This window comes from Streptomyces sp. NPDC002206 (assembly GCF_053593595.1).
This window is the reverse complement of the sequence record NZ_JBSFCW010000027.1, coordinates 22,582-43,690: the sequence shown is the minus strand read 5'-3', so window position 1 is coordinate 43,690 and position 21,109 is coordinate 22,582. Positions and strand designations below refer to the sequence as shown.

The window sequence follows — 21,109 nt, the reverse complement described above, 5'->3', positions numbered from 1 at the left end:
CCACGAGGAGCCACCATGGACTCCGAGACTTTGCTGGCACGGATCACCGACTACGAGAACCGCCCCAACCCCTACCCGCTGTACGCGGAACTCCGCGAGGCCGGTCCCGTGGTGCGACAGGCAGACGGCAGCTATCTGATCGGCACCTACCACGAGATCGCCGCACTGCTTCACGACCCTCGGATGAGTGCCGATCCGCGCATCCGCACCGCCCCGTCCCCGTACCCGTCCGGTGAGACGGTGAAGCCGCCGTTCCTGCGGCTCGACGACCCCGAGCACCACAGGCTGCGCACCCTGGCCATGCGCCCGTTCGGCCCGCCGCACAGCCCTGACCGGGTCGACGCCATGCGCGGCGAGATCACCCGCATCACCGGCGAACTGATCGAGGAACTCCGGGACCGCAAGCAGATCGACATCGTCGACGACTTCGCCTACCCACTGCCCATCACAGTCATCTGCCGACTGCTCGGCGTCCCGCGCGAGGACGAGTCACTGTTCCAGGCGTGGACCGACTCCATCGTCGCGACCGCCGACATCGGGCCCGAGGAAGACACCACGGAACGGGACCAGGTGGGCCGCCAGGCCCGGCAGGAGATGGGGCTGTACCTGGTCAACCTCGCTGAACAGCGCCGCGACCGACCCACCGACGACATGCTCTCCGCCTTCGTCAACGAGCCGGATCCGGCCCTGCGGCTCAGCCAGGAGGAACTCGCGGAAACCACCGTGCTGTTGTTCATCGCAGGGCACGAGACCACGGTCAATCTGATCACCAACGGAGTCCTCACACTGCTGCGCCAACCCGAGCAACTGGACCACCTGCGTCGCGAACCCGGCCTGCTGCCGCGGGCGGTGGAGGAACTACTGCGCTACGAACCCCCGGTCCACATGCGCGAGAGGATCCCCCACGCCGACATCGACATCGCCGACACCACGATTCCCCAAGGAACGTCCGTCGTACTGGCGCTGGCCTCAGGCAACCGCGACCCCAGGCGGTTCCACGAGCCCGATCGATTCGATCCCACCCGGCCGGACAACCAGCACTTCGGCTTCGGCAGCGGCATCCACCTGTGCTACGGCGCACCCCTCGCCCGCCTCGAAGCCGAGGCCGCGCTCGGCGCGCTGATCCCCCACCTGAGCACGGCAAGCCTGGTCCAGGACCCGCCCCCCTACCGGCAGAACGCCATGCTCCGCGGCCCCCGCCACCTGCCCATCCACCTATGACTCGGCTACGTGGCGGCACACGGCAGCAGGCAGGAGTGGGCACTTCAGTGCCTCGATGAACCACTCACCCGGCCGCAGCCGGCCCAGCACCCTCACATGAGCCTGCGTTCGGCTGCCGCTTCCGCGACGAAACCGGCCCGGCGCCACGCCGCCGGCACCTCCGCCCGGGCGGCAGGCGCCACGGCATGCCGACCAGGTCGGCGCGTGCGACCCAAAGACGGGAAGGTCATTGGCGACAAGGCTCCCGTCCCCCTGCGACATCCGCCGCCACCGGGCGGGAAGGGGCAACGGCTGCCAGCCCCTCGGAGGAGGCCGCTGCCGCCAGGGGCATGGGGGCGGGCCTGCGAACAGCGGTTCCGGGGGCGGCGGCCAGCAGCGCCAGCACGATCACCACAGCGCCGTAGACCATCGTCGCAGTGCGCAGGCCGAGGGACGGCACGGCGAGCCCGGCCAGCACGGCAGGAACGCTGAAGGCCAGGTAGCTGACGATGTAGACGGAGGCGAACAGGTCCGCCCGCTCCGTGGGGCCGGCCAGTGACGCGAGCGAGCGGAAGGTGCCCAGGAAGGAACTGCCGAAGCCGGCGCCGGCGAGGGCTGTGCCGACGAAAAACAGCGGCGTCGAGGGTCCGACGAGGGCGAGCAGGGTGAGACCGGTCCCGGCGGCGAGGGCCACGGACCCGGCGGCCATCACCCGCTTCGGCGCGAGGTCGCCCACCAGCAGCGAGGCGACGGCTCCCGTGCCGAAGAGAGTGGTCACCACCAGGCCACCGACCAGATGGCTACCGATATGCAGGACCCCTGCGGCCACCGATGGGCCCAGCGCGAGGTAGAGCCCGCCCATCGCCCAGGTGGCGACGAGGGAGGGCGTGGCTGCCAGGAAGGCCTTGCGGGCCTGGGGCGGCACGGCCACCCGTGGCCGCAGCGAGGCCCAGGCGCCCGGCCGGCGTGTGACCGGCTCGGGCAGGAAGAACACCGCCACGGCCAGCAACAGGAATACGGCGATGAGCAGGACGAAGACCAGCATCGTGGGGGCGGGGGCGTACTGCACCAGCAATCCCGCGCCCAGCGCCCCGACGGCCAGCCCGGCGGCCGGCGCAACGCTGCTCAGCAGCGGGCCGAGGTGCGATGTGGGTGACGGCTGCAGATCGAGCAGCCCGGCACTGATGGCGCCGGCCGCCGCACCGGTCGCCAGCCCCTGCACGGTCCGCGCCACCAGCAGCGGCCCGACACCGTCGGCAGTGAGGAACACGACCATGGACGCGGCCTCAACGATCAGCGCGGCAGCGAGCACGGGCCGCCTGCCGATGTAGTCGGACAGTCCTCCGACGATCAGCAGCGCGACCAACAGGGCCAGGGCGTAGACCGCGAAGATCGTGGTGAGTGCGATCGGCGAGAAGCCCCAGCGGTGCTGGTACACCACGTAGAGCGGGGAAGGCGCGCTGGCCGCGGCCAGGATCGCAAACAGTGTGACGGCCAGCAGCCAGAAGCCGACCGGGCGCGGTACTCGCCTCGCCGGACGCTCAGTGCGCATGTCGACTCTCCGGATAGTTCCAATAATTTCGAACAGTAAGAGCCTAAGCACACCTCGGTCGATAGTTCAAGTATTATCGAACCATGAGTGGAACCTCCCGTGACATGCCACACCCGGACGTCGCAGACCTGGTACTGACCGATGTGCTGTTCGCCCTGAGCGACCCCTCACGGCTGGACATAGTGCGTCGCCTGGCCGAGGGGCCTCTGGAGGTAGCGGCCTGCCGGCCCGTCGGCGGGGAGATCCCCAAGTCCACCCTGTCCCACCATCTGAAGACGCTGCGCGAGGCGGGGGTCGTCCGCAATATCCCGCGCGGCCGCCAGCGCTTCATCAGCCTGCGCCGCGAGGACCTCGACAGCCGTTTTCCCGGGCTACTGACTGCCGTCCTCCACCAACCCCGGGTCGAACCCCGAGACTGACCCGCACGGCGGGTTCTGGAGCGGGAAACGACCGTCGCGGCCGTCGCTTATGCGCGAGCCCCTGGATGCACAGATCCGGGCCCTGCGTCTGAGCCGTGCCGTGCTGAGCACGGTGGCCAGGCGGCAGTCCGATCCACAGAGGTGGGGGACCAAGCGCCCTTGGGTTCGGCCCTGTTGTCCGAGGCTTCTCGCTCTCACTGCTCGGGCCCGGCGAGTTCGACTCGGCCGAGCGTCAGAGTTGGCCCTCAGGAGGGCTGCCCTCTTTCTCACCTGCGGGGCTGTAAGGGAAGTTCGTGAGCTGTGCTGCTGTGCGTGCCGTCTCAGCAGTGATGGCCCATCGCTCGTGGTCCCTCCATTCGCCATTGACGTACTGGAACGCAGTCGAGTAGCCCTCGCGTTGGAAGCCCAGACGTTTGACGAGGTTCAGCGAGGAGACATTGTCCGGCTGGATGTTCGCCTCCAGCCGGTGCAGTTCCAGGGGGCCGAAGGCGAGCTGGATCACGAGCCTCAGACCCTCGGTCATATAGCCACGGCCGGTCGTAGACGCGTAGGAGGTATAGCCCAGGGTTCCGCTCCGGAGAGTGCCCCTGACGACGTTGTTGATGTTGACGCCGCCCACGATCGTGCCGCTGCCGCGCAGACAAATCACGAAGCCCTCATGAGTGGGCTGCCCGATCCGCTCAAGGTAGCTCTCGAACGCTTCCACCGTGTTCTCGCGGGCGCCCAGCCAACGGCGAAGCATCTCAGCGCTCTCCCGGGCCAGCGCTGTGAGCTCGTCGTAGTCCTGACGCCGGACGTGGCGTATGGCCACTCGCGGCCCTTGCAGGAGGTGACTGGTGATCGCCATCCGGGGATCCTACGCAGCCCGCTCGTGCACGCGTCCGGCGGCTCGTGAACAAGCGACCCGCGGGTGCCGCGGCTCGCGACGCACAGGATCTGGCGGGGACCATCCCTGTCGGGCCGGCCGGACGTTCTCCGGTTCCAGCCGCAGCACCCACACAGAGGGCGAGCCGACCGGATCGGAGAGCAGCATCCGCAACCGCTGCCGCAGCCGGTCGACCACCTCCGCGACCAGCACGAGTCGGCCGGCGTGCGCGTGCGCCGTCACCGCCACCGCCACCGCCACCGCCACCGACTGGATCAGGTACGCCCACGGGTCGAGCCAGGCGTCGCCGCCGCGCATCGAGCCGGCCGCGAGCATTCGCTCCACGGTGCCGCGCCACAGGCCGAGCCCGACCTCCATCAGTCCGCGGGCGATCTCGGCGCGCCCGCCGAGATCGGGCCGGTAGAAGTCGTCCTGCTGCGGGGTGTGTTCGCTCTCCGACTGCCGCAGCCAGTACTCGGCCTCGTCGGGGTCCCCTCGCTGCAGGCAGGCGAGGACGAGGAGCGAGCGGATGCCGATGTAGTCGTGCCCGTCGCCGAGCCGCGGCAGCACCTTGAGCGCCGGCTTGAGATGCTCGTACGCCTCCTCGCCCCACCCCGTCCGCAGGCACAGCTCGCTCAGCCGGGAATGCACCATGAGCTGCACGGACGGATTGTCGACCGGCGCCAGTCCGGCGATCGTCCGGCGGGCCGAGACGAGCGCGCGGTCGATGTCGTGCTCGAACTCCCAGACATAGCAGGCGACGCACTCGGCGATGCCGGAGAGCAGCGGCTGCTCGCTGTCGCAAAGCCTGCGCAGCACGTCGTAGTCGGGAGGCCGTATCTCGGGAACCGCGCTCAGCACGACCGCGGTGGCACGCATCAGCGTGTTCGGCGGGGCCGGAGGCAGCCGCCGGAGGGTGACGAGCTGGCGTACGGCGCGCGGGCCGGGGCCCATGAACACGGTCGCCGTGCCCAACACCGCTGCGGTGCACGCGACTTCGTTCTCCTGCCGCAGCATGGTGGTCCAGGGCCAGAGTCTTCTGGTTTGGCGTAGGGGGCAGGCCATGCGGTGCGCGATGCGGCACTGGGCGCCGGGAACGGGTTCGGCGTCCCACAGGTTCATCGCGTTCCCGTCCCGGGTGATGATCCGGCGCGGGCGCGGGGCGCGGTGTGGGCGGGGACGACGATTCGTTCCCTCCGGTCGGTCCCTGTACGCCGGCCGGAAGGGTGGTGGGGCGTCAGGTCTGGCGGCCGGTGAGGTCGAATCCGTGCTGCAAGTAGACGGTGAGGCCCTGGGCCATGTCGCGGGAGCAGGCGTGCACGCGGCGGGCCATCGAGGATGTGGTGACGCTGCTGCGCCGCGCCAGCACCTGCTACATCGCTACATCGCTACATCGATACAACGATGCCCGACGGCTCGCCCCCAGCTCACCCAGACATGGGTCGACACCGACGGCGAGCACGTCCTGATCAACAGCGTTGAGTCGCATCAAAAGACCCGAAACATCGCGCGCGACCCGCGGGTTGCCGTCACAATCGCCGACCCCTCGGCACCGGCCTCCTACGTCCAGATCCGCGGCCGTGTGGTGCGTGTGACCGCCGAGGGGGCGGTCGACCACATCGAGGCGCTCGCGCAGAAGTATCTCGGCGGGCCCTACCCATGGTTCGGTGGCCGCGACCAGGTCCGGGTGATCTATGTGATCCAACCCGAACGGATCAGCAGCCCCCGCGGCTGACCTCAGGCTTTCACGAGGGGCACTGCCCGGCAGGGCGCGTGTGCGCGTTGCGGGCGGCGGTCGTGGGATGGTCATCAACTGCTTGGCGTTGTTTTGGCCGGAAGCTACGGATGGGCCTTCTTGGTGTGGTCGGTCAAGGCAGGATCTCGACGTACCCGTCGATTCCGTGCACGCGGATCCGCTGCCCGTCCCGGATCAGCCGGGTGGCCTGCTCCACGCCCACGACGGCCGGCAAGCCGTACTCCCGGGCGATCACTGCGCCGTGGGTCATCAGGCCGCCCACCTCCGTCACCAGGCCGGCGATTCCGACGAACAGCGGCGACCAGCTGGGGTCCGTGAAGGTCGTGACCAGGATGTCGCCCGCTTCGAGATCGGCCTCCGCCATGTCAAGGATGACGCGGGCCCTTCCCTCGATGGTCCCGGCGGAAACCGGGAGGCCGATCAGGGCGCCGGCCGGCACCTCGTCGCGCCGGTACACCCCGGTGACGGCCTCACCATCCGATGTGAGCACCCGGGGCGGGGTGAGTGCGTGGTACGACCGGAACGCGTCCTTGCGCTGCTGGATGAGCTGGTCATCCACCTGGTTCGAGCGCACGACGTCGTGGAGTTCCTGGAACGTGAGGTAGAAGATGTCCTCCTTCTCAGGAAGCACGTCAGCCTGCACGAGGCGCTCGGCCTCTTCCAGCAGGGCCTGCTTGTAGACGAAGGAGCGGCTGACGATGCCGTACTTCGGGTACTCCCGGTACCCGATGAAGGTTCGGACCCGGTCGATCATCCGCTTGGCCTCGTCGGCTTTCTGGTCCCCGTCCGGCAGGGCCCGCAAGCGTGACAGCACGTCCTGCTCCTTCTTCTGCGCCCTCTGCCGCCCTTGCTCGAAGCGCCGCTCGGCGGCGCCCGGTTCGAAGATCCTGACGTTGTCGAGGAGCACGGGCACGAGCGTGGTGGGGCGCTCGCGCCAACGCGGCCTCGTGATGTCGATCTCGCCGACGCAGCGCATGCCGTACCGGTCGAGGTAGGACTCGATGGCGTCGCGCGCTTCGGTCCCGCCCGCGAGCTTCGCCAGCTCGTCCAGGAAGCCCTCGTCCTCGATGCCCTGCAGGAACGCCACCACCTCCGGATGCGGGCGGATCACGTCCGCGACGTCGAGCAGCGCCAGTCCCATCTCCGACGTGACGTTGTCGGGGACGGACAGCGTGAGCGTGTCAGCCGCGTTCTTCTCGCCCAGCCACTCCTGCAGCCTGTCGTTGAGCCACCACGTGGCCTCCATCCCCGCCATGATCGCCTGAAGGTTCAGCGGATCACTGAGGACTCGCTTGTGCTCCTCGAAGGCCTCCAGCAGGAAGTCGAACAGCGCCGGTCCGGTCTTTGCCCGGATGTCGCGCTCCAGGGCGGCGATGGACGCCTGGCTGCGCTCGATCAGCCCGATGACGATGGCCGGATCGGTCTCGACCGGGGCGGACGCACCGCTGGTCGGCGGCCCGCCAGGACCCGCGTCCGGGAGCGACGGGACGAAATCGTCGCGGTCGAGGACGGTCTCCAGAGCGTCCCTGATCAGCGGATCGCCTCTCCCCAGGACGTCCAGGAGGCCGGCGCGGCTCGCGGGCGAGGCCAGGCGCCGGGTGACGTCGACGAACAGCCTGCCGCCGGCCTCGTGCATCGGCACCATGGCCGTCAGCCGCCACACGGAGAGCCCCAGGGGCTTCATGGGGTCGGTCATCATCTGCCCATGACCAACGGAGACGTAGACGTGATTCTCCTGGTCGCCGGTCTCGGGGATGGGGAACAGTGTCGTGATCGGCCGACTCTGAACGATCTGGAAGCCATCGTCGACCAGGCACCATTCGATGTCCTGCGGGCGGCCGAAGTGCGCTTCGATCCGCCGCCCGAGCTGCACGAGCCGCACGACCTGCGCATCCGTCAGCGCCGGCTCCTCCTGCCGCTGCGAGTCGATCGCCACTTCCTGCGTACCACCAGCCGGCAGGGCGTGAACGGCACGCTTTTTGGCGGCGACCGCCTTGGCGACGACTTCGCCGTGTCGCACCTTGAAGACGTCCGGGTTCACCAGGCCGGAGACCAGGGCCTCGCCGAGGCCGAAGCCGGCGTCCACGGTGGCGACCTTCCGGTTGCCCGTGACGGGGTCGGCCGTGAACAGGATGCCGGCCGCATGCGGGAAGACCATCTGCTGCACGACCACGGCCATGTGGACCGTCCGGTGGTCGATGCCGTTCCGCTGGCGGTAGGTCACGGCCCGCTCGGTGAACAGCGAGGCCCAGCACCGGCTGACGTGCTGGAGGATCGCCACCGGCCCCACGACGTTCAAATACGTGTCCTGCTGGCCGGCGAAGGAGGCCGTCGGCAGGTCCTCTGCCGTCGCGCTGGACCGGACGGCGTAGGCGGCCTGCTCGCCGAGCCGGGCGAGCGCGCGGGTGATCGCCGCCGCGAGATCGCCCGGGATGGCGATCCCTTCGATGGTCCGGCGGATCTCCGCGCTGAGCGTGCGGATGGCCTCCCGATCGTCCGGGTTCAGGCGCGACAGCTGATCGAGCCGATCGTCGATCGACGGCGCTTCCGCCATGATCCGCCGGAAGGCGTCCGTCGTCACGCAGAAGCCGGCCGGCACGCGGATGCCCTCGATCCGCGACAGCCCGCCCAGGTGAGCGCCCTTGCCGCCGACGACCGCGACCTGCGTCTCGTCGACCTCTTGAAGATCCCACACGTACTGCTCGATCATCGCGATACCTCCGAGGCAGTCGTGTCCCGTTGCACTGCACTGGCCGATCGAATCTCCGGCCCCTCCAGCTCTGTCCAACCTCTTGTCAAGCACGGCCTCATCTCTGGCTGCCCGCCCTCTGACGAGTCCGCCGACCGCTCCGCCCAGTCGGGCGGCGCACACACCCGCACCACTGCTTCGACGTCACCGCGTCCCCCATACGTCGACAACACACGCACGTCGTGCCCCCAATTTCCGCAGGTTGTGGCCTCGGCCGACGATTTTGCGCCACCACCCGGGTCTTGCCGCAAGCCCCCCAGTGCGCTATACGTTAAGAGTGGCAAGGAGGGAGATCTCTTTGCCTTTTCCTTTTGCCGTCCGCTGGAACTGACAAGCTTCTCGCGAAGTGGGCACTCTGCTGCCCCTCGACCGCATAGCAGCCGACCGGCCGTTCTACTCGGGCAAGCACGGGATGAACGTCCAGGTCCTCACCGACCCGTTCGGAAAGCTGATCTGGGCCTCACCGGCCTTGCCCGGCGCTGTCCACGACATCAAGGCCGCCCGCACCCACGGCCTGCTGGACGCCCTCAACACCACCGGCACCAGATGCGGGGCCGACAAGGCGTACCAAGGCGCCGGCCCCGCCGTCCGCGTCTCCTATCGCGGCCGCGGGGCCACGCTCTCCGTCGGCCAGAAGGCCGTCAGCCGAACCCACGCAAAGATCCGCGCGGTGGGGAGCAGGCCATGGCCACCCTCAAGACCTGGCGGCTGTTGCGCAAGCTCCGGTGCAGCACCACCCGCATCACCAACCTGGTCAAGGCCGTCCTTGCCGGAGCTGACCACCTCAGCCTGAGACAGGAAGGCGCTCAGGGTGGGTTCAGTGCGGCACCGAGATCCAGAGGGGGCCGACGGGTCAGTAGCTCGCTGCTGCCGCTGTGAGTCGTCTGAGGCTTCTGCCCGGCGGGCATGCGATAGGTTGCCCGCCATGACTGAGCTCGGACCCGTCGCCTGGCCACCTGCCCCGATAAGGACCGAACGGCTCGTGCTCCGCGAGTCCGATGCCCGGGACCGTGCGGCGTTCATCGAACTGTTCGCCTCGCCGGAGGTGCGCACCTACCTCGGTGGCCCTCGACCCCGTGACGAGCTCGAACGCGCGGTGCCTGAACTGCCCGGTCGGCGCCCTGGCCTTTTCGTGATCGAGCTCGACGGAGCGATGATCGGCACGATCACGCTCGATCGGCGCGACGCAGAGCGTCCGGGCCACGTCCGTCCGGATGCCGGGGAGGCCGAGCTCGGCTATATGTTCTTGCCGGACGCGTGGGGATGCGGGTACGCCGCCGAGGCGTGCGCGGCGGCGCTCGGCTGGTTCGCCGACGCGCTTCCCAGCGAGCCGGTGGTGCTCTGCACCCAGACCGCCAACGACCGCTCGATGCGCCTCGCGGCAAAGCTGGGGTTCACCGAGGTGGAGCAGTTCGAGGAGTACGGCGCCGAGCAGTGGTTCGGTGTGTGGTCCTCGGTCACACCGTCCGGTTGAGCTCGTACCCGACAGCGCGACGGATCCACGAGGCCATCGATCGGTCGTCGGCCTCGGCGCGCCGCTTGACCTCGTGAAGCAGGTCGGAGGGGAAGCGTAGGGGGATGGGCAATGTCAGCCGCGCTGCGCGCTCCTCAACCGGGTTGGAAATGCCTCACTGTTCCTGGCGATGAACGAAGCCACCTGGCTCTGCTCACTTGCAGCGACAGCGTCTCTCGATGCGTTCGGGCAGCGGTCAGCGACGAAACGGCTCATGTTTGTTCCTGGGAAAGGACGGCGCTGTGGGCAGAGTTGGGAGCTAGTCTCAGTCCCGTTCTCGAAGCGACGGCGCTCTACCCTCTGCCAACCCCGTTCTACCCTCCAGTAGGCAGCTGACCTGCAAAGAAGCGGCGCGGTTCGACCCTCAGGCGAAGAAGGCGGGATTTTCAGTCACTCACCGCATCCTGGCTGCTGGCCCAGCACGTCGGACGCCCGGCGCCACCGAGTGGGCAGGACCCTGACCTGCGTGTGAGAATTAGGTACTGAATCGCAGTTCGATGTCCGAGCCCGCCCGTCGCTGCATTGGGGAAGAGGCGCATCACTCGACGCCCCCTCCCGCTGATGCCATCGACACGCTGGGAGGCTCTCTGTGAGCGAACGTCTCAATGCGTGGCCGACGCTGGTCTATGAGGACCTGGCGCCCATGGTTGACTACGTGAACCGGGTGGTACAGGTCGCAGGCAAGTACACCCTCGACGAGCCCTTCGAAGTCGGCTGGGGAAACATCGTCCTAGATGTCACCCCCCGGGGGCTCAGTACGCCAACCCTTCGGCAGCGAGGCGTGACCTTCACGGTGCACTACAACCTGCTCGACGGTGACGTGGTCATCGAGGCCGACAATGGCTCGCGGACAGTGCCATTGTCCAAGGGATCAGTCGCCATGTTCTATGCCTCCTTCTGCGATGCGGCAGACGAGCTCGGCATACATCGACCGCGCAGCTCGTTGATCTGCGAGATTCCGGATGCCCCACCGCGCTTCGAGGACGATCACGTCGAACGCACCTGGGATGGCCACGCGGCCCGGCTGATCTGGACAGCGTTGAACCTCACCGCTGACGGGCTCGAGGCGTGGCAGGCCCCCTTCCTGGGACACCGCCCCCGGGTCGGTGTGATGTGGGGCGGCTTCGACCTGTCCGCCACGCGTTACCGAGCAAAGCCCACCGTGCCGCCGCCCCACGGGCCGCCGTTCATGCAGAACGCCCAGCTCGACGCGTACGTGTCGGTGGGATTCTCCTTCGGTGATGCCAAGGCACCGAACGTCGGCATGTACGCGTACATCTGGCCCCAACCGGATGGTCTCGGGGGCCGGTCCTGGGGTGTTGAGGGCGCCGCCTGGCACCCCGACGCTGGTCTGGTTCGTCTGCCGTGGGCCAAGCTCAGGGAGACAGCGGACCCGCACCGGGCCATTGTGGCGTTCGGTGACGCCGTCTACGATGCCGCCGTCGAGACGGCAGGCTGGCCGTCCGACCTCGTCGGACCCCGCGTCGAGGGTTGGTACATGAGCAGGACAGCGCCCGCGCTCGTCCAGCACCAGCACGGCTGACTCAGGTCGAGATTCCTGACTCGGAACTTCACGCCATCGTTCATGGCCCGCACACGCGGCAACGGGCCAACATCTTCGTCACGGCGCCGGACCAGGAAGAAGTTGTACCCGGTGAAGTCGGTAACCGGGATGTACCCGATTCGCCGGCAGAAAGCATTGCCGGTGGGGGTTGGCCTCGCCTTCGGGGCGCCATTCCACAGGTGAGGTCCCGGGCGACCTTCCGGGGTTCCCTGCGGTGCGGGTAACCGTTAGATCACATGAAGTGTCGACGTGGGATATCTCCCATAAGGAGTGTCGATAGCGTCAGAAAAATGAAGCCCCGCCAGTTACGCGCTGGCGGGGCTTCTGGTTTGCCACCAAAGTCACCGACCCCATCGCAAAGATCACCTGCGACAGCCTCGGGCTTACAACCAGCTACACCATCTACGACTCCCTGCTGCGCACCCGGGAAACCCAGCCCCCGTCCGGCAGCCGCCCCGTCAATCGGCCCCAGTACGACACCCGAGCCTGGTCCAGCTCCACCCTGTCCGACATCTGGGACGCGAGCAGCGCACGGTCCGGCGCCCCGGCAACCGCCGAGGGCGGCCGGCCAGGCCCCCTTCTACGAGGGCGCCGCTGCGCCTGGCGAGGCCGGGCCAGGTGCACGCGATTCCCCACGCCTGTCGCGATCGATGTCGACGCTCAAAACAGACGATCGCACATCGGCGAACGCGGAACTCCGCCCTCAGATGCAGGGGACGAAAGCTCGCGGAGCTCAAGCTGACAAGCCTTATACATTCACAACGAAAATCCGCCCCCCAGGGGGCTTTAATAACCGTCCCACGCCCGGGACTGCGGCGATCCCAAGCCTGCTCGCCGGCGCCGCGGAGGCATCGTGTGTCGTATGTCTCAGACAAAATGTCTTCATTTGTCACACATGCGTTCAATACTTATCCAGGTACGAGCAAATCGACGATGTCAGGGAGTCCTCACTCGTCATGCATACCCTCATACACGTATGGGACGAGATCTACTCGTCCTGGCGCCAATTGCACTGGTACGGGGTGGCCGTCGGCTCTCTCCTTGGTATCAAGTTGCTCCTGTCAATCCGCCGCCGCCGCAGTCCCGGGCTCACGTTCAGGAAAACGACCCATCAGCTTGCCATTCACGGGGTCGTCACGGTGTACAACGAATCCCCCGCGATGCTGAGGCGCTGCCTGGAATCAATCCTCGCGCAGACCCTTCCGCCCCAGTCTTTGACGGTCATCGACGACTGCTCCGCCGACCAGTCGGCCGCTGCCCTCATCGGGGAGATGCGCCCGCAGTTCGACCGGGCCGGAATCCGTCTCGGCTTCATCCGGTTCCCCGACAACCGCGGCAAGCGCCACGGACTCGCCGCAGGCTTCCGGCAGGACCCGCTCGCGGACGCGTATCTGTGCATCGACTCCGACACGGTGCTCGACGAGCACGCCGTCGCCGAACTCGCCGAACCCTTCGGAGAGCGTCGTGTCCACTGCGTCACCGGGTTGGTCCTCGCCCACAACCGCGACACCAACCTCCTCACGCGCCTTATCGACATGCGGTACGTCAACGCCTTCCTTGGCGAACGGGTCGCCTACTCCCGTCTCGGTTCCGTCCTGTGTGCCTGCGGCTCCCTCGCGATGTACCGGGGGTGGGTCATCCGCAAGAATCTCGACGACTTCCTCGACCAGCGGTTCCTCGGGCGCCCCGCGACCTTCGGTGACGACCGGCGCCTCACGTACTACTGCCTCACCGAGGGCAAGTCCCTCATCCAGCCGTGCGCTGTCGGCTACACCGACGTCCCGGAACGTCTCGGGCACTACATCCGCCAGCAGATCCGCTGGGGCAAGTCCTTCATCCGCGAAGGATTCCTGCTCTTCGCCAAGTTCCGGCTGAGCCGTATGTACTGGTGGCTCAATCTGATCGAGCTCGTCACCTGGGTCGCCTTCACCGCGGCCATGCTCACCGCCCTCGTGGCCATCGCGCTGCATCCGACAGGTTGGGCCCTGCTCGCCAGCTACGTCGGCTACATGTGTGTCATGTCGTGGGTGCGCTCCATCCACTACCTGCGCGGCGCCGCCATGGTCGGGATCGTCGACCGGGTACTGACGTTCCTCGCCGCTCCGCTGTACGCGCTGCTCAACATCGGGCTGCTGCTGCCGTTGCGCCTGTGGTCCCTGGCGACCCTGCGCCGCACCAAATGGGGCACCCGCACCAAGATCGAGGTCGGCGTGGACATCGAAGCTCCCGAGGGCCGCGGCAGCGCTCCGACCGCGCCCCTCCCAATCCCCCACCAGGCTTGGGACAGCACCGCGAACTCACGGAGCGGGCCCGCGTACAGCCCGGACGACGGGGTCGCACGGCCGGCCTTCGATTTTCCTGCCCCCCAGACGCAGGTCGTCCAGTAGGCGCCGCTCGGTTCGGCGTCGGGGCCGTCCGAAGGTCGGCACATGCGGGAACCCTCGCAGCCGGCGACTCGCCGCGGCGGTGCGACGGAGAGTGCCGCCGCCTCCCTTCCTGAGCGTTCAGTCGGGCGCTCACGGAGGACGGCGTCGGCCTCCCCCACCGTCACCCGCACCGGTCCCGGTACCGCCCCTCCACCTGCACTGGGAGCTTCTGTGGGCACTGCCCGCCCTACCGTCCGCCCTGTCCGTCCTGACGACCGCAGGCCTCGACGTCGTGCGTGGACCGTGTTCAAGACGCTGCTCCTGGTGCTCGCGGTGGCCACCGGTGGCCTCGCGCTCTATCCCGAGTGGCGTACCGCGCATCAACCGCCCCCGCAGCTCACCGTCCGGTACAAGGCCGGCAGTCCTGCCACGGCTGCGGTGGCCCAGCCATGGCTGGAAGTTGTCAACACCTCCAAAAAGAGGGTGCTCCTGTCGGACGTGGTGATTCGCTACTACTTCACCGGAGACGGGGCTTCCTCGTACGCGTTCAACTGCGTCCAGGCCGCTGTCGGCTGCTCGAACATCGCCGGGGAGACCGTCGCGCCGGCCGATCCCACCACCACCGCCGACCGCTACCTCCAGATCAGCTTCACGACGGGCGCCGGCAGCCTGGCACCCGGCGCCAAGAGCGGAGCCATCGGACTGCAGCTGTACCGCCCCGACGGCAGGAAGCTGGACCAGCTGAACGACCGTTCATTCAATGCCGCTGACACCACCTTTCAGACGTCGAGGCTGGTGACCGCATACCTGCGCGGTGCGCATGTCTGGGGCGACGAGCCCACCGGCCCTACCGGCTCCACCGGCTCCACCGGCTCCACCGGCCATGCTGCTGCGTCCGCACCGGGCTCGTCCGTCCCCCGCCCGAGGCCTGCCCACCCGCGCGGGATCGTGTTCGACGACTTCCACTACAGCGGCGCCGGCGATCCTGCGCTCCACGCGCACGGCTGGCTGGTCCGTACCAGTCCGGGCGGTCCGGGGATCCACGACACATGGTCGGCCGCCGGCGTCAGTTTCCCGGCCGAGAAAACCGCTGCGGGCGGCCAGGTCCTGCAACTGCGGGCCAGCACCGACGGGACAAGGGCGAGCACCAAGCAGGCCGAGGTGCAGAGCAGCGGCACCGACTTCCTGACGGGGACCTACGCCGCCCGGATCTACTTCAACGACAAACCCACGAGTGGTCGCAACGGCGACCACGTCAACGAGTCCTTCTACACGATCTCGCCCAACAACTCTCGCTACAGCGAACTCGACAACGAGTACATGCCGAACGGGGGCTGGGGCGCGCCAGGTCCCAAACTCGACACCACGAGCTGGTACAGCGCCGACACCGGGGACCGGGTCACACACAAAATGGTCTCCAGCCTTCAGGGCTGGCACACCATGATGATCACGGCCGTGCACGGCGTGGCCACCTACTCGGTGGACGGCCACAAGCTGTTCAGCAGCAGCGGCAGATACTTCCCACGCCAGAACATGTCCATCAACTTCAACACCTGGTTCGTGGACCTCCCCTTCACGGGTCCGCGCGCCTGGGACATGCGAGTCAACTGGTTCTACTACAACGCCGACAAGGCCCAGTCCCTGGCGGATGTGCAGAAGGCTGTGAACGGCCTCTACGACAGCGGCACCCATTACGTCAACACCGTCCCCAAGCACTGAGCCTGTGGCATTGCGCGACTGTCGGGTTACTCCGAAGTCCGGTGCCGTCCGGGCGAAGAAATTGGCTGGTTAGCGCCGCCCGGTTCTGGCAACGTCAGGCCGTATGACCTGTGTGTTCTGCTGCTTGATCAGCGAAAACACGGCTCGTTGGATATTCCGCGGGCCCACGGTATCTGCTTTCGCTCCGCTTGATCCACTCGCGCCGGGACATGCCCTGGTGATTCCGACATCCCACTACGCGGACATCTTCGGTACGCCGCCGGAGGTACTGGCCGAGACCATGGCGCTGGTCCAGCGCCTTTCTGGGACGATGCGGACTGCGTTGAAGGCTGGAGGCGTGAACATCCTCAGTGCAAGCGGCCCCGGCTCAGAGCAGTCGGTCCCCCATTTGCACTTCCATGTGGTTCCCCGATGGGCTGATGACGGGTTCTCAACCTGGCCGACGGAGCAGTCCCAACGCCGGATTGCCGGCGATCCCGTCATCCAGCTCGCCAACGCCACGGCAGCCAGTCACAGAGCCTGACGACTCCACAGAAGTGGTGACAGACCCCGAGTTTCGACAGGGTCGGGTGCTCGGGGCCGACGCGTAGGGTGCCTGAAGGATCGGGATACCAGAGGTGTTTGCGCGGAGCACCGTCGAGCGTGAAGGAGAGCGCGGGGCGGCGTGGCTCGCCGAACTGTCCGGGATCATAGAGGAGCTGCTGGAGCGCTCGGGGTGCGTGCCGGACGGCGAGGTGATGCACGGGGGTGTCGGGGTCATCGTCCCGGTGCGACGGCGGGCTGAGGGGACCACCGTCCTGAAGGTGTCGTTTCCGCACCCCGGCAACGTGCACGAACCGGACGCATTTTCGGCGTGGGGCGGGCGCGGAGCTGTGCTGCTGCACGAGCGCGACGACGAGCGGTTCGCGATGCTGCTGGAGCGGATCCGGGCGTCGACCCTTGCAGAGGTTCACGACGGCGATGAGGCGGTGACGGTCACAGGGCGGATCAGCCGCCGGCTGGCCATCCCCGCGCCGCCCGGCCTGCCCCGGCTGGGTGAGCAGGCCGACGCCTGGGAGGCGCAGCTGCGCAAGGATGCCGGGGAGCTGGCGCACACGGGTCGCTACGGCGGCGTCCGCTCCACAGCATTAGCCGTGGGCTCGTGGCGGGTTGTTCGGTCGACGCCTTCCGGCCCAGGTCAGTGCATCCTCCGCCTGGGCAGCCAGGATGGTGACAAGGTCGGCTGCGGAAGGCAGATCGGTGATGAGGTCGACGGCCTCGCCGGCCCAGACCGGCAGGGGCGGAATCGCCCCTCGTGCCATGTCGTCCTGGTACTCCTGACGGGCCTGGGAGTCGCCGGCCAGCTCGGCCTCTCGGCCGCGCCAGCGGTCGAGATAGGGATGGCTGAGAGTTCGGGCGGTGTACTTCTCCGTCGGCCAGCGCGCGCCGCGGGCAATGTCCAGGACGCCGTTGCGCTCGGTGTCCTGTCCGCGCCCTTCAACAATCGCCTTGGCTGTCGAGGGGTCGACCAGGGCTTCGGTGGTGGCCTGGAAGCGGGTGCCTATGAGCGCTCCGGCAGCGCCCAGTGCCAGCGCCGCGGCCACGCCGCGGCCATCGGCGATCCCGCCGGCTGCCAGCACCGGCACCGGTGCCGCGAGATCCACCACGAGCGGCACGAACGGCAACGTGGACCGCCCGCACCGGGCACCGTGCCCGCCGCTCTCGGTCCCCTGCGCCACAATGACATCGGCACCCACGTCCACAGCCCGCCTGGCCTCGTCCAGATCTGTGACCTGAATGATCAGAACCGCGTCCGACCGGCGGATCCGATCGACGAACGGGCTCGGGTCACCGAAGGACAACATCACCGCCGCAGGATTGAACTCCAGCGCCTGCTCCACCGCGTCAGTGTTGATCGCCCAGGTCAGAAAACCGACACCCCACGGTTCGTCGGTGCCCTCCGCGACGATCGCCAGCTCGCGCTCCAGCCACGTCCGCTCTCCGTACCCACCGCCCAGCAGCCCGAGGCCGCCCGATCGGGAGACGGCCGCGGCCAGCGCGCCCCCGGCCGAACCGCCCATCGGTGCCAGCACGATCGGGTGCCGCACGCCCAACAACTCCGTCAACTCCGTCGACAACGCCATGGCCCCATCGTGGCTCATCTTCCAACGGACAAGACATGGGCCGAGGCGAACCGGCCACCAGCACTCCAGCCTCCGAAGCGCTCACCGTGTGTGCTGCCACGTAGGTCTTGAGCCGCTCCTCCAGGAACCGGCAGTGGGCCTGCAGGTCGGTGTGCTTCGTCTTCAGCTCCTCGTAGGCGTCCGCCGATCGGGCCTGTGTCACTCTGTTCGCCTCGTCCTTGGCCACGTGTTGTTGGAAGAGGTCCTTGAGGTCGGTGTGCTGATGGGTCAGACTCCAGCGTTTGACGCCGGCCTCGATGGCGTTGGGAGACGTTGAGACGGCCGGTGGACCGGCGGGGTGTACCGGCGAACAGGCGGTTCATCGCGGCGAGGATGGCTCTCCGGGTCGCGTCCGTCTCGTGTTCGAGGGGGAAGAGTCGCCAGACCCGGAGCGCGACGCCAAGCTGGACCGGATCGAGGAGGTGCTGGAGCGCTTCCCGGACCGGGTGTTCGCGTTCGACGAGTTCGGGCCGCTCGGGATCCGGCCCGCCGCCGGGTCGTGCTGGGCCGAGCAGGGCCGGCCCGAGCGGCATCCCGCGACCTACCACCGCACCCACGGGGTGCGCTACTTCCACGGCTGCTATTCGGTCGGTGACGACACCCTATGGGGCGTCAACCGCAGGAAGAAGGGCGCTGCGAACACCCTGGCGGCGCTGAGGTCGATCCGCGCGGCCCGCCCGGACGGCGCCCCGATCTACGTAATCCTGGACAATCTGTCCGCCCATAAGGGCGAGACCATCAGGTGCTGGGCGAAGAAGAACCGGATGGAGCTGTGCTTCACTCCGACCTACGCGTCCTGGGCCAACCCGATCGAGGCGCACTTCGGGCCGTTGCGGCAGTTCACCACCGCCAACTCCAACCACCGCAATCACACCGCGCAGACCCGCGCCCTGCACGCCTACCTGCCCTGGCGCAATGCCAACGCCCGCCACCCCGACGTCCTCGCCGCCCAGCGCTGCGAACGCGCCCGCATCCGCATCGAGAAGGACATCCGCTGGGGCGGAGGCCCCCTCGCCACCGTGGCCTGAAGAACCCGGCGAACCTCATCCGGTCGCAGAATCAGCCGGCGTAGGGGTTGCCCCCGAGCCAGGTGGTGCCGTCGATCAGTTCGCGGACTGCGTCCAAGTGGCCGCTGTGGCAGGCGACTTCGGTAAGCACGTGGATCAGGATGTGCCGCACGTCAGGCAGCCGCCAGGTCGGCCAGATCTCCACGGGCCAGGCTGTGGGCTTCTGTTCGGGCGCGGCGGCGGCAAGTACGGCGTCCGCGCGCGCGATGGCCGCCCGGTAGTCAGCGAAGACCTCCTCGGCGCTCATCCCTTCGGGTACGTACCAGTGCGCCTCCGCGCCCGCCGTGAGCTGTCCGGCCACATCCGGCTCGCCTGCGATCACCCCGAGGAACCAGAAGCGTTCGACATCCAGGGTGAGGTGGCGCAGCAATGCCAGACAGCTCCAGCCGCTGGGCAACACCGGCCGCCGCAGATCCTCCTCCGAGAGCTCTTCGAGGATCCCGAGGACGTGCTCGCGCTGGCGGTCCAGGGCGCCCTTGAGGACGCCGAGTTCGGCGTTCACCGGGCGGTGCACAGTTCGGCGAGGCGTTCCAGAGTGCTCGCCATCTGCGTCTGCCACCAGGCGCGCCCGCTGTCCACTTCCGCGCGTTTGTCCTCCGGCATGCGCGAGCCGTCGAAGATCTCGGTCACGACCGTCGCCCCGGCCCCGTCCGGGAGCAGGTCGAAGATCCACCGGTGGCCCCATGCGGCCCCGGGCGCGGTGGCGTCCGGGTGCCCGCGACCGGGCCTCGGCTCCCAGCCGATCCGGCAGCCCGGTTGGTACTCGACGACGTGGTTGTTCATCTCGTAGTCGCCGTAGCGCTCATAGTGCATCCGCATCACGAAGACGTCCCCGACGCCCGAGACCACGGCGTCGCGGGCGCAGCCTCGCAGCATCCCCGAGCCGTCGAGGTCCGGGTGCCGTCCAGGGTCGGCCAGGATCCAAAAGATGTCCCCCGCCGGGGCCTTGATGCGCCGGGACACCGCCACCACGGCCTCGCCTGTCGTACTCGTCATCCGCGCGCCTCCGTCAACCGCAGAGCATGAGCCTGACTACGGCCCGGACGCTACACCGGGGGTACGACAACGCCTGGCCGAGCACGTACGTGCCCCGCTCTACGCACGCTCCCACCGAACCAGTTCTCTCGCCGACACCACATGCCCTCGGGTGCGCAGCAATCTCCTCCGAACAGTGCTCACGCCAGCGTGCGGCCCCCTCCGCCGTCGGCTGCCGCACGCTGGTCAGCGTGTCCCCGCGCGATTGGCGCCACGTCGTCCGGCACCCGCCGACCCGGTGAACCTAGGCAGTTTCGTTTGGATCACTGAGAGCGGAGGCGTCGTTTGGAGCCATAGGTGGCTGCGCTGTCGGTCCCGCGGTCTACGGCGCGAACATGTTTATCCTGCCCGATGGTCTGCCTCCCGGACGGTTCCTGTCTCGTGATCCCGTACCCGTGTGGGTCTCTGACGCATTCCCTCAAGACATCGAAAGGCTGTGGCCCCGCCTGCTGAGCGAGCAACGAGCACGCGGCCTGGTTCCGCTCCTGTGCTGGCCCGCCGCCATGGGAAGACCACTCAGCCCGGACCACGCCGACGCCGTCCGCCTGGAGGAGGTGCTGGCGGCGGACTTCGTCGAGTACCGCCGCAGGAGGCTGCCGTTCTGGACGGACCCGACGCCAGCCCCGGTACCTGAGGGAATCGAGCCATGGCCACACGACCCCGGGCCGCCCTTCGAACAGTGGCCGGGCCTGACACCGGCGATGCCGGTTACGTCCGCGGGCCCGACGCCCGAAGAGGCTGCGTCAAGCCTGCTTGCCGGGCTCATCGAGACGTGCGGGTTCGGGCTGGACGAGTGCTGCCTCGTTCTCGTCCCTGCCCATCGCAGCAGCGATGCTCTGGCGTTGATCGGCTGGTCCGCTGGGGCGCCACTCCCTCTGCTGTGTGCACTCCTGCGGAGCTGGGAGGACCGCTTCGGTGCCCAGGTCGTGGCGGCGTTCGGCAGCGAGCTGCACGTCTCGGTCGCGAGACCTCTCGTTGAAGCAGAGCACGCGAGCCGGCTCGCTTTGGAGCATGTGCTGTCGGCCGCGGACAACATCGTCGATGACCCGCCCACGCCGTTCCCCGAGTACGCGACGGACCTCGTGGGGCGGACTTCCTGGTCGTTCTGGTGGGACTAGAGATGACGGCCGGGCTGCCTCCCT

General features: G+C 68.2%; 17 protein-coding genes and 3 pseudogenes. 12 read left to right on the top strand and 8 right to left on the bottom strand.

What is annotated here, in order from left to right; all coding sequences use genetic code 11:
- The first annotated feature begins 15 nt into the window (after positions 1 to 15).
- A complete protein-coding gene (locus tag ACWCP8_RS31980) occupies positions 16 to 1,221 on the top strand; it encodes a cytochrome P450 (RefSeq protein WP_451119663.1) in 1,206 nt (401 codons plus the stop codon).
- A gap of 226 nt (positions 1,222 to 1,447) precedes the next feature.
- On the opposite strand, the gene ACWCP8_RS31975 is transcribed toward ACWCP8_RS31980, so the two are convergent.
- Positions 1,448 to 2,752, bottom strand: a complete 1,305-nt coding sequence (locus tag ACWCP8_RS31975; RefSeq protein ID WP_451119661.1) for an MFS transporter — start codon at positions 2,750 to 2,752, stop codon at positions 1,448 to 1,450.
- Positions 2,753 to 2,835: 83 nt separating this feature from the next.
- Here ACWCP8_RS31975 and ACWCP8_RS31970 point away from each other — a divergent pair, with 83 nt between their 5' ends.
- Positions 2,836 to 3,171, top strand: coding sequence for an ArsR/SmtB family transcription factor (locus ACWCP8_RS31970; RefSeq protein ID WP_451119659.1), 336 nt, complete (start codon positions 2,836 to 2,838; stop codon positions 3,169 to 3,171).
- A 232-nt stretch (positions 3,172 to 3,403) separates the two neighbouring features.
- On the opposite strand, the gene ACWCP8_RS31965 is transcribed toward ACWCP8_RS31970, so the two are convergent.
- Both ACWCP8_RS31965 and ACWCP8_RS31960 read right to left on the bottom strand, forming a co-directional pair.
- Positions 3,404 to 4,018 (bottom strand): GNAT family N-acetyltransferase, encoded by a 615-nt coding sequence (locus ACWCP8_RS31965; protein ID WP_451119657.1) that lies wholly within the window; start codon positions 4,016 to 4,018, stop codon positions 3,404 to 3,406.
- Positions 4,019 to 4,027: 9 nt separating this feature from the next.
- Entirely contained in the window at positions 4,028 to 5,158 is a 1,131-nt protein-coding gene (locus ACWCP8_RS31960; RefSeq protein WP_451119656.1) for a DUF6083 domain-containing protein, read from the bottom strand.
- Positions 5,159 to 5,303: 145 nt separating this feature from the next.
- Between ACWCP8_RS31960 and ACWCP8_RS31955 the strand changes: the two genes are divergently transcribed.
- Entirely contained in the window at positions 5,304 to 5,771 is a 468-nt protein-coding gene (locus tag ACWCP8_RS31955) for a pyridoxamine 5'-phosphate oxidase family protein (protein ID WP_451119654.1), read from the top strand.
- A 133-nt stretch (positions 5,772 to 5,904) separates the two neighbouring features.
- Here ACWCP8_RS31955 and rph read toward each other — a convergent pair whose 3' ends face one another.
- Positions 5,905 to 8,502: a rifamycin-inactivating phosphotransferase gene (rph, locus tag ACWCP8_RS31950; protein WP_451119652.1), complete on the bottom strand. Its 2,598-nt coding sequence runs from the start codon at positions 8,500 to 8,502 to the stop codon at positions 5,905 to 5,907.
- Positions 8,503 to 8,890: 388 nt separating this feature from the next.
- Between rph and ACWCP8_RS31945 the strand changes: the two are divergent.
- Together ACWCP8_RS31945 and ACWCP8_RS31940 are read left to right on the top strand one after the other, a co-directional pair.
- Positions 8,891 to 9,309 (top strand): annotated as a pseudogene (locus tag ACWCP8_RS31945) (transposase family protein); the annotation flags it as partial.
- Positions 9,310 to 9,466: 157 nt separating this feature from the next.
- On the top strand, positions 9,467 to 10,015 hold the full coding sequence (locus tag ACWCP8_RS31940) for a GNAT family N-acetyltransferase (RefSeq protein ID WP_451119650.1): 549 nt from the start codon (positions 9,467 to 9,469) through the stop codon (positions 10,013 to 10,015).
- Here the strand turns inward: ACWCP8_RS31940 and ACWCP8_RS31935 are convergent.
- Complete coding sequence (locus tag ACWCP8_RS31935) at positions 9,999 to 10,127, bottom strand: Arc family DNA-binding protein (protein WP_352269873.1); 129 nt, start codon at positions 10,125 to 10,127, stop codon at positions 9,999 to 10,001. The two genes, ACWCP8_RS31940 and ACWCP8_RS31935, sit on opposite strands and share 17 nt — an antisense overlap.
- Before the next feature lie 516 nt (positions 10,128 to 10,643).
- Between ACWCP8_RS31935 and ACWCP8_RS31930 the strand changes: the two genes are divergently transcribed.
- The 5 genes and pseudogenes from ACWCP8_RS31930 to ACWCP8_RS31910 all read left to right on the top strand — a co-directional run.
- Positions 10,644 to 11,597 (top strand): DUF5996 family protein, encoded by a 954-nt coding sequence (locus ACWCP8_RS31930; protein ID WP_356006097.1) that lies wholly within the window; start codon positions 10,644 to 10,646, stop codon positions 11,595 to 11,597.
- 977 nt (positions 11,598 to 12,574) lie between these two features.
- Positions 12,575 to 14,005 carry a glycosyltransferase gene (locus ACWCP8_RS31925; RefSeq protein WP_451119647.1) on the top strand — a complete coding sequence of 477 codons (1,431 nt, stop codon included), beginning with the start codon at positions 12,575 to 12,577 and terminating at the stop codon, positions 14,003 to 14,005.
- A gap of 282 nt (positions 14,006 to 14,287) precedes the next feature.
- Positions 14,288 to 15,703, top strand: a complete 1,416-nt coding sequence (locus tag ACWCP8_RS31920) for a cellulose binding domain-containing protein (protein ID WP_451119646.1) — start codon at positions 14,288 to 14,290, stop codon at positions 15,701 to 15,703.
- 103 nt (positions 15,704 to 15,806) lie between these two features.
- A complete protein-coding gene (locus tag ACWCP8_RS31915; protein WP_352269879.1) occupies positions 15,807 to 16,226 on the top strand; it encodes an HIT family protein in 420 nt (139 codons plus the stop codon).
- 79 nt (positions 16,227 to 16,305) lie between these two features.
- A pseudogene (locus ACWCP8_RS31910) lies at positions 16,306 to 16,797 on the top strand (aminoglycoside phosphotransferase family protein); the annotation flags it as partial.
- Between the two features lie 33 nt (positions 16,798 to 16,830).
- Here ACWCP8_RS31910 and ACWCP8_RS31905 read toward each other — a convergent pair.
- Positions 16,831 to 17,826, bottom strand: a complete 996-nt coding sequence (locus ACWCP8_RS31905) for an NAD(P)H-dependent flavin oxidoreductase (protein ID WP_451119644.1) — start codon at positions 17,824 to 17,826, stop codon at positions 16,831 to 16,833.
- Between the two features lie 410 nt (positions 17,827 to 18,236).
- Here ACWCP8_RS31905 and ACWCP8_RS31900 point away from each other — a divergent pair.
- Positions 18,237 to 18,893: pseudogene (locus ACWCP8_RS31900) on the top strand (transposase); the annotation flags it as partial.
- A gap of 31 nt (positions 18,894 to 18,924) precedes the next feature.
- Here ACWCP8_RS31900 and ACWCP8_RS31895 read toward each other — a convergent pair.
- Both ACWCP8_RS31895 and ACWCP8_RS31890 read right to left on the bottom strand, forming a co-directional pair.
- A complete protein-coding gene (locus ACWCP8_RS31895) occupies positions 18,925 to 19,434 on the bottom strand; it encodes a DinB family protein (protein WP_352269882.1) in 510 nt (169 codons plus the stop codon).
- Positions 19,431 to 19,928: an SRPBCC family protein gene (locus tag ACWCP8_RS31890; protein ID WP_356007114.1), complete on the bottom strand. Its 498-nt coding sequence runs from the start codon at positions 19,926 to 19,928 to the stop codon at positions 19,431 to 19,433. Before ACWCP8_RS31890 ends, ACWCP8_RS31895 begins: the two co-directional genes overlap by 4 nt.
- Positions 19,929 to 20,470: 542 nt before the next feature.
- Between ACWCP8_RS31890 and ACWCP8_RS31885 the strand changes: the two genes are divergently transcribed.
- The gene (locus ACWCP8_RS31885) at positions 20,471 to 21,085 is read left to right on the top strand and encodes a DUF4253 domain-containing protein (protein WP_451119642.1); all 615 of its coding nucleotides are present in this window, start codon (positions 20,471 to 20,473) and stop codon (positions 21,083 to 21,085) included.
- The last annotated feature ends 24 nt before the right edge of the window (positions 21,086 to 21,109 follow it).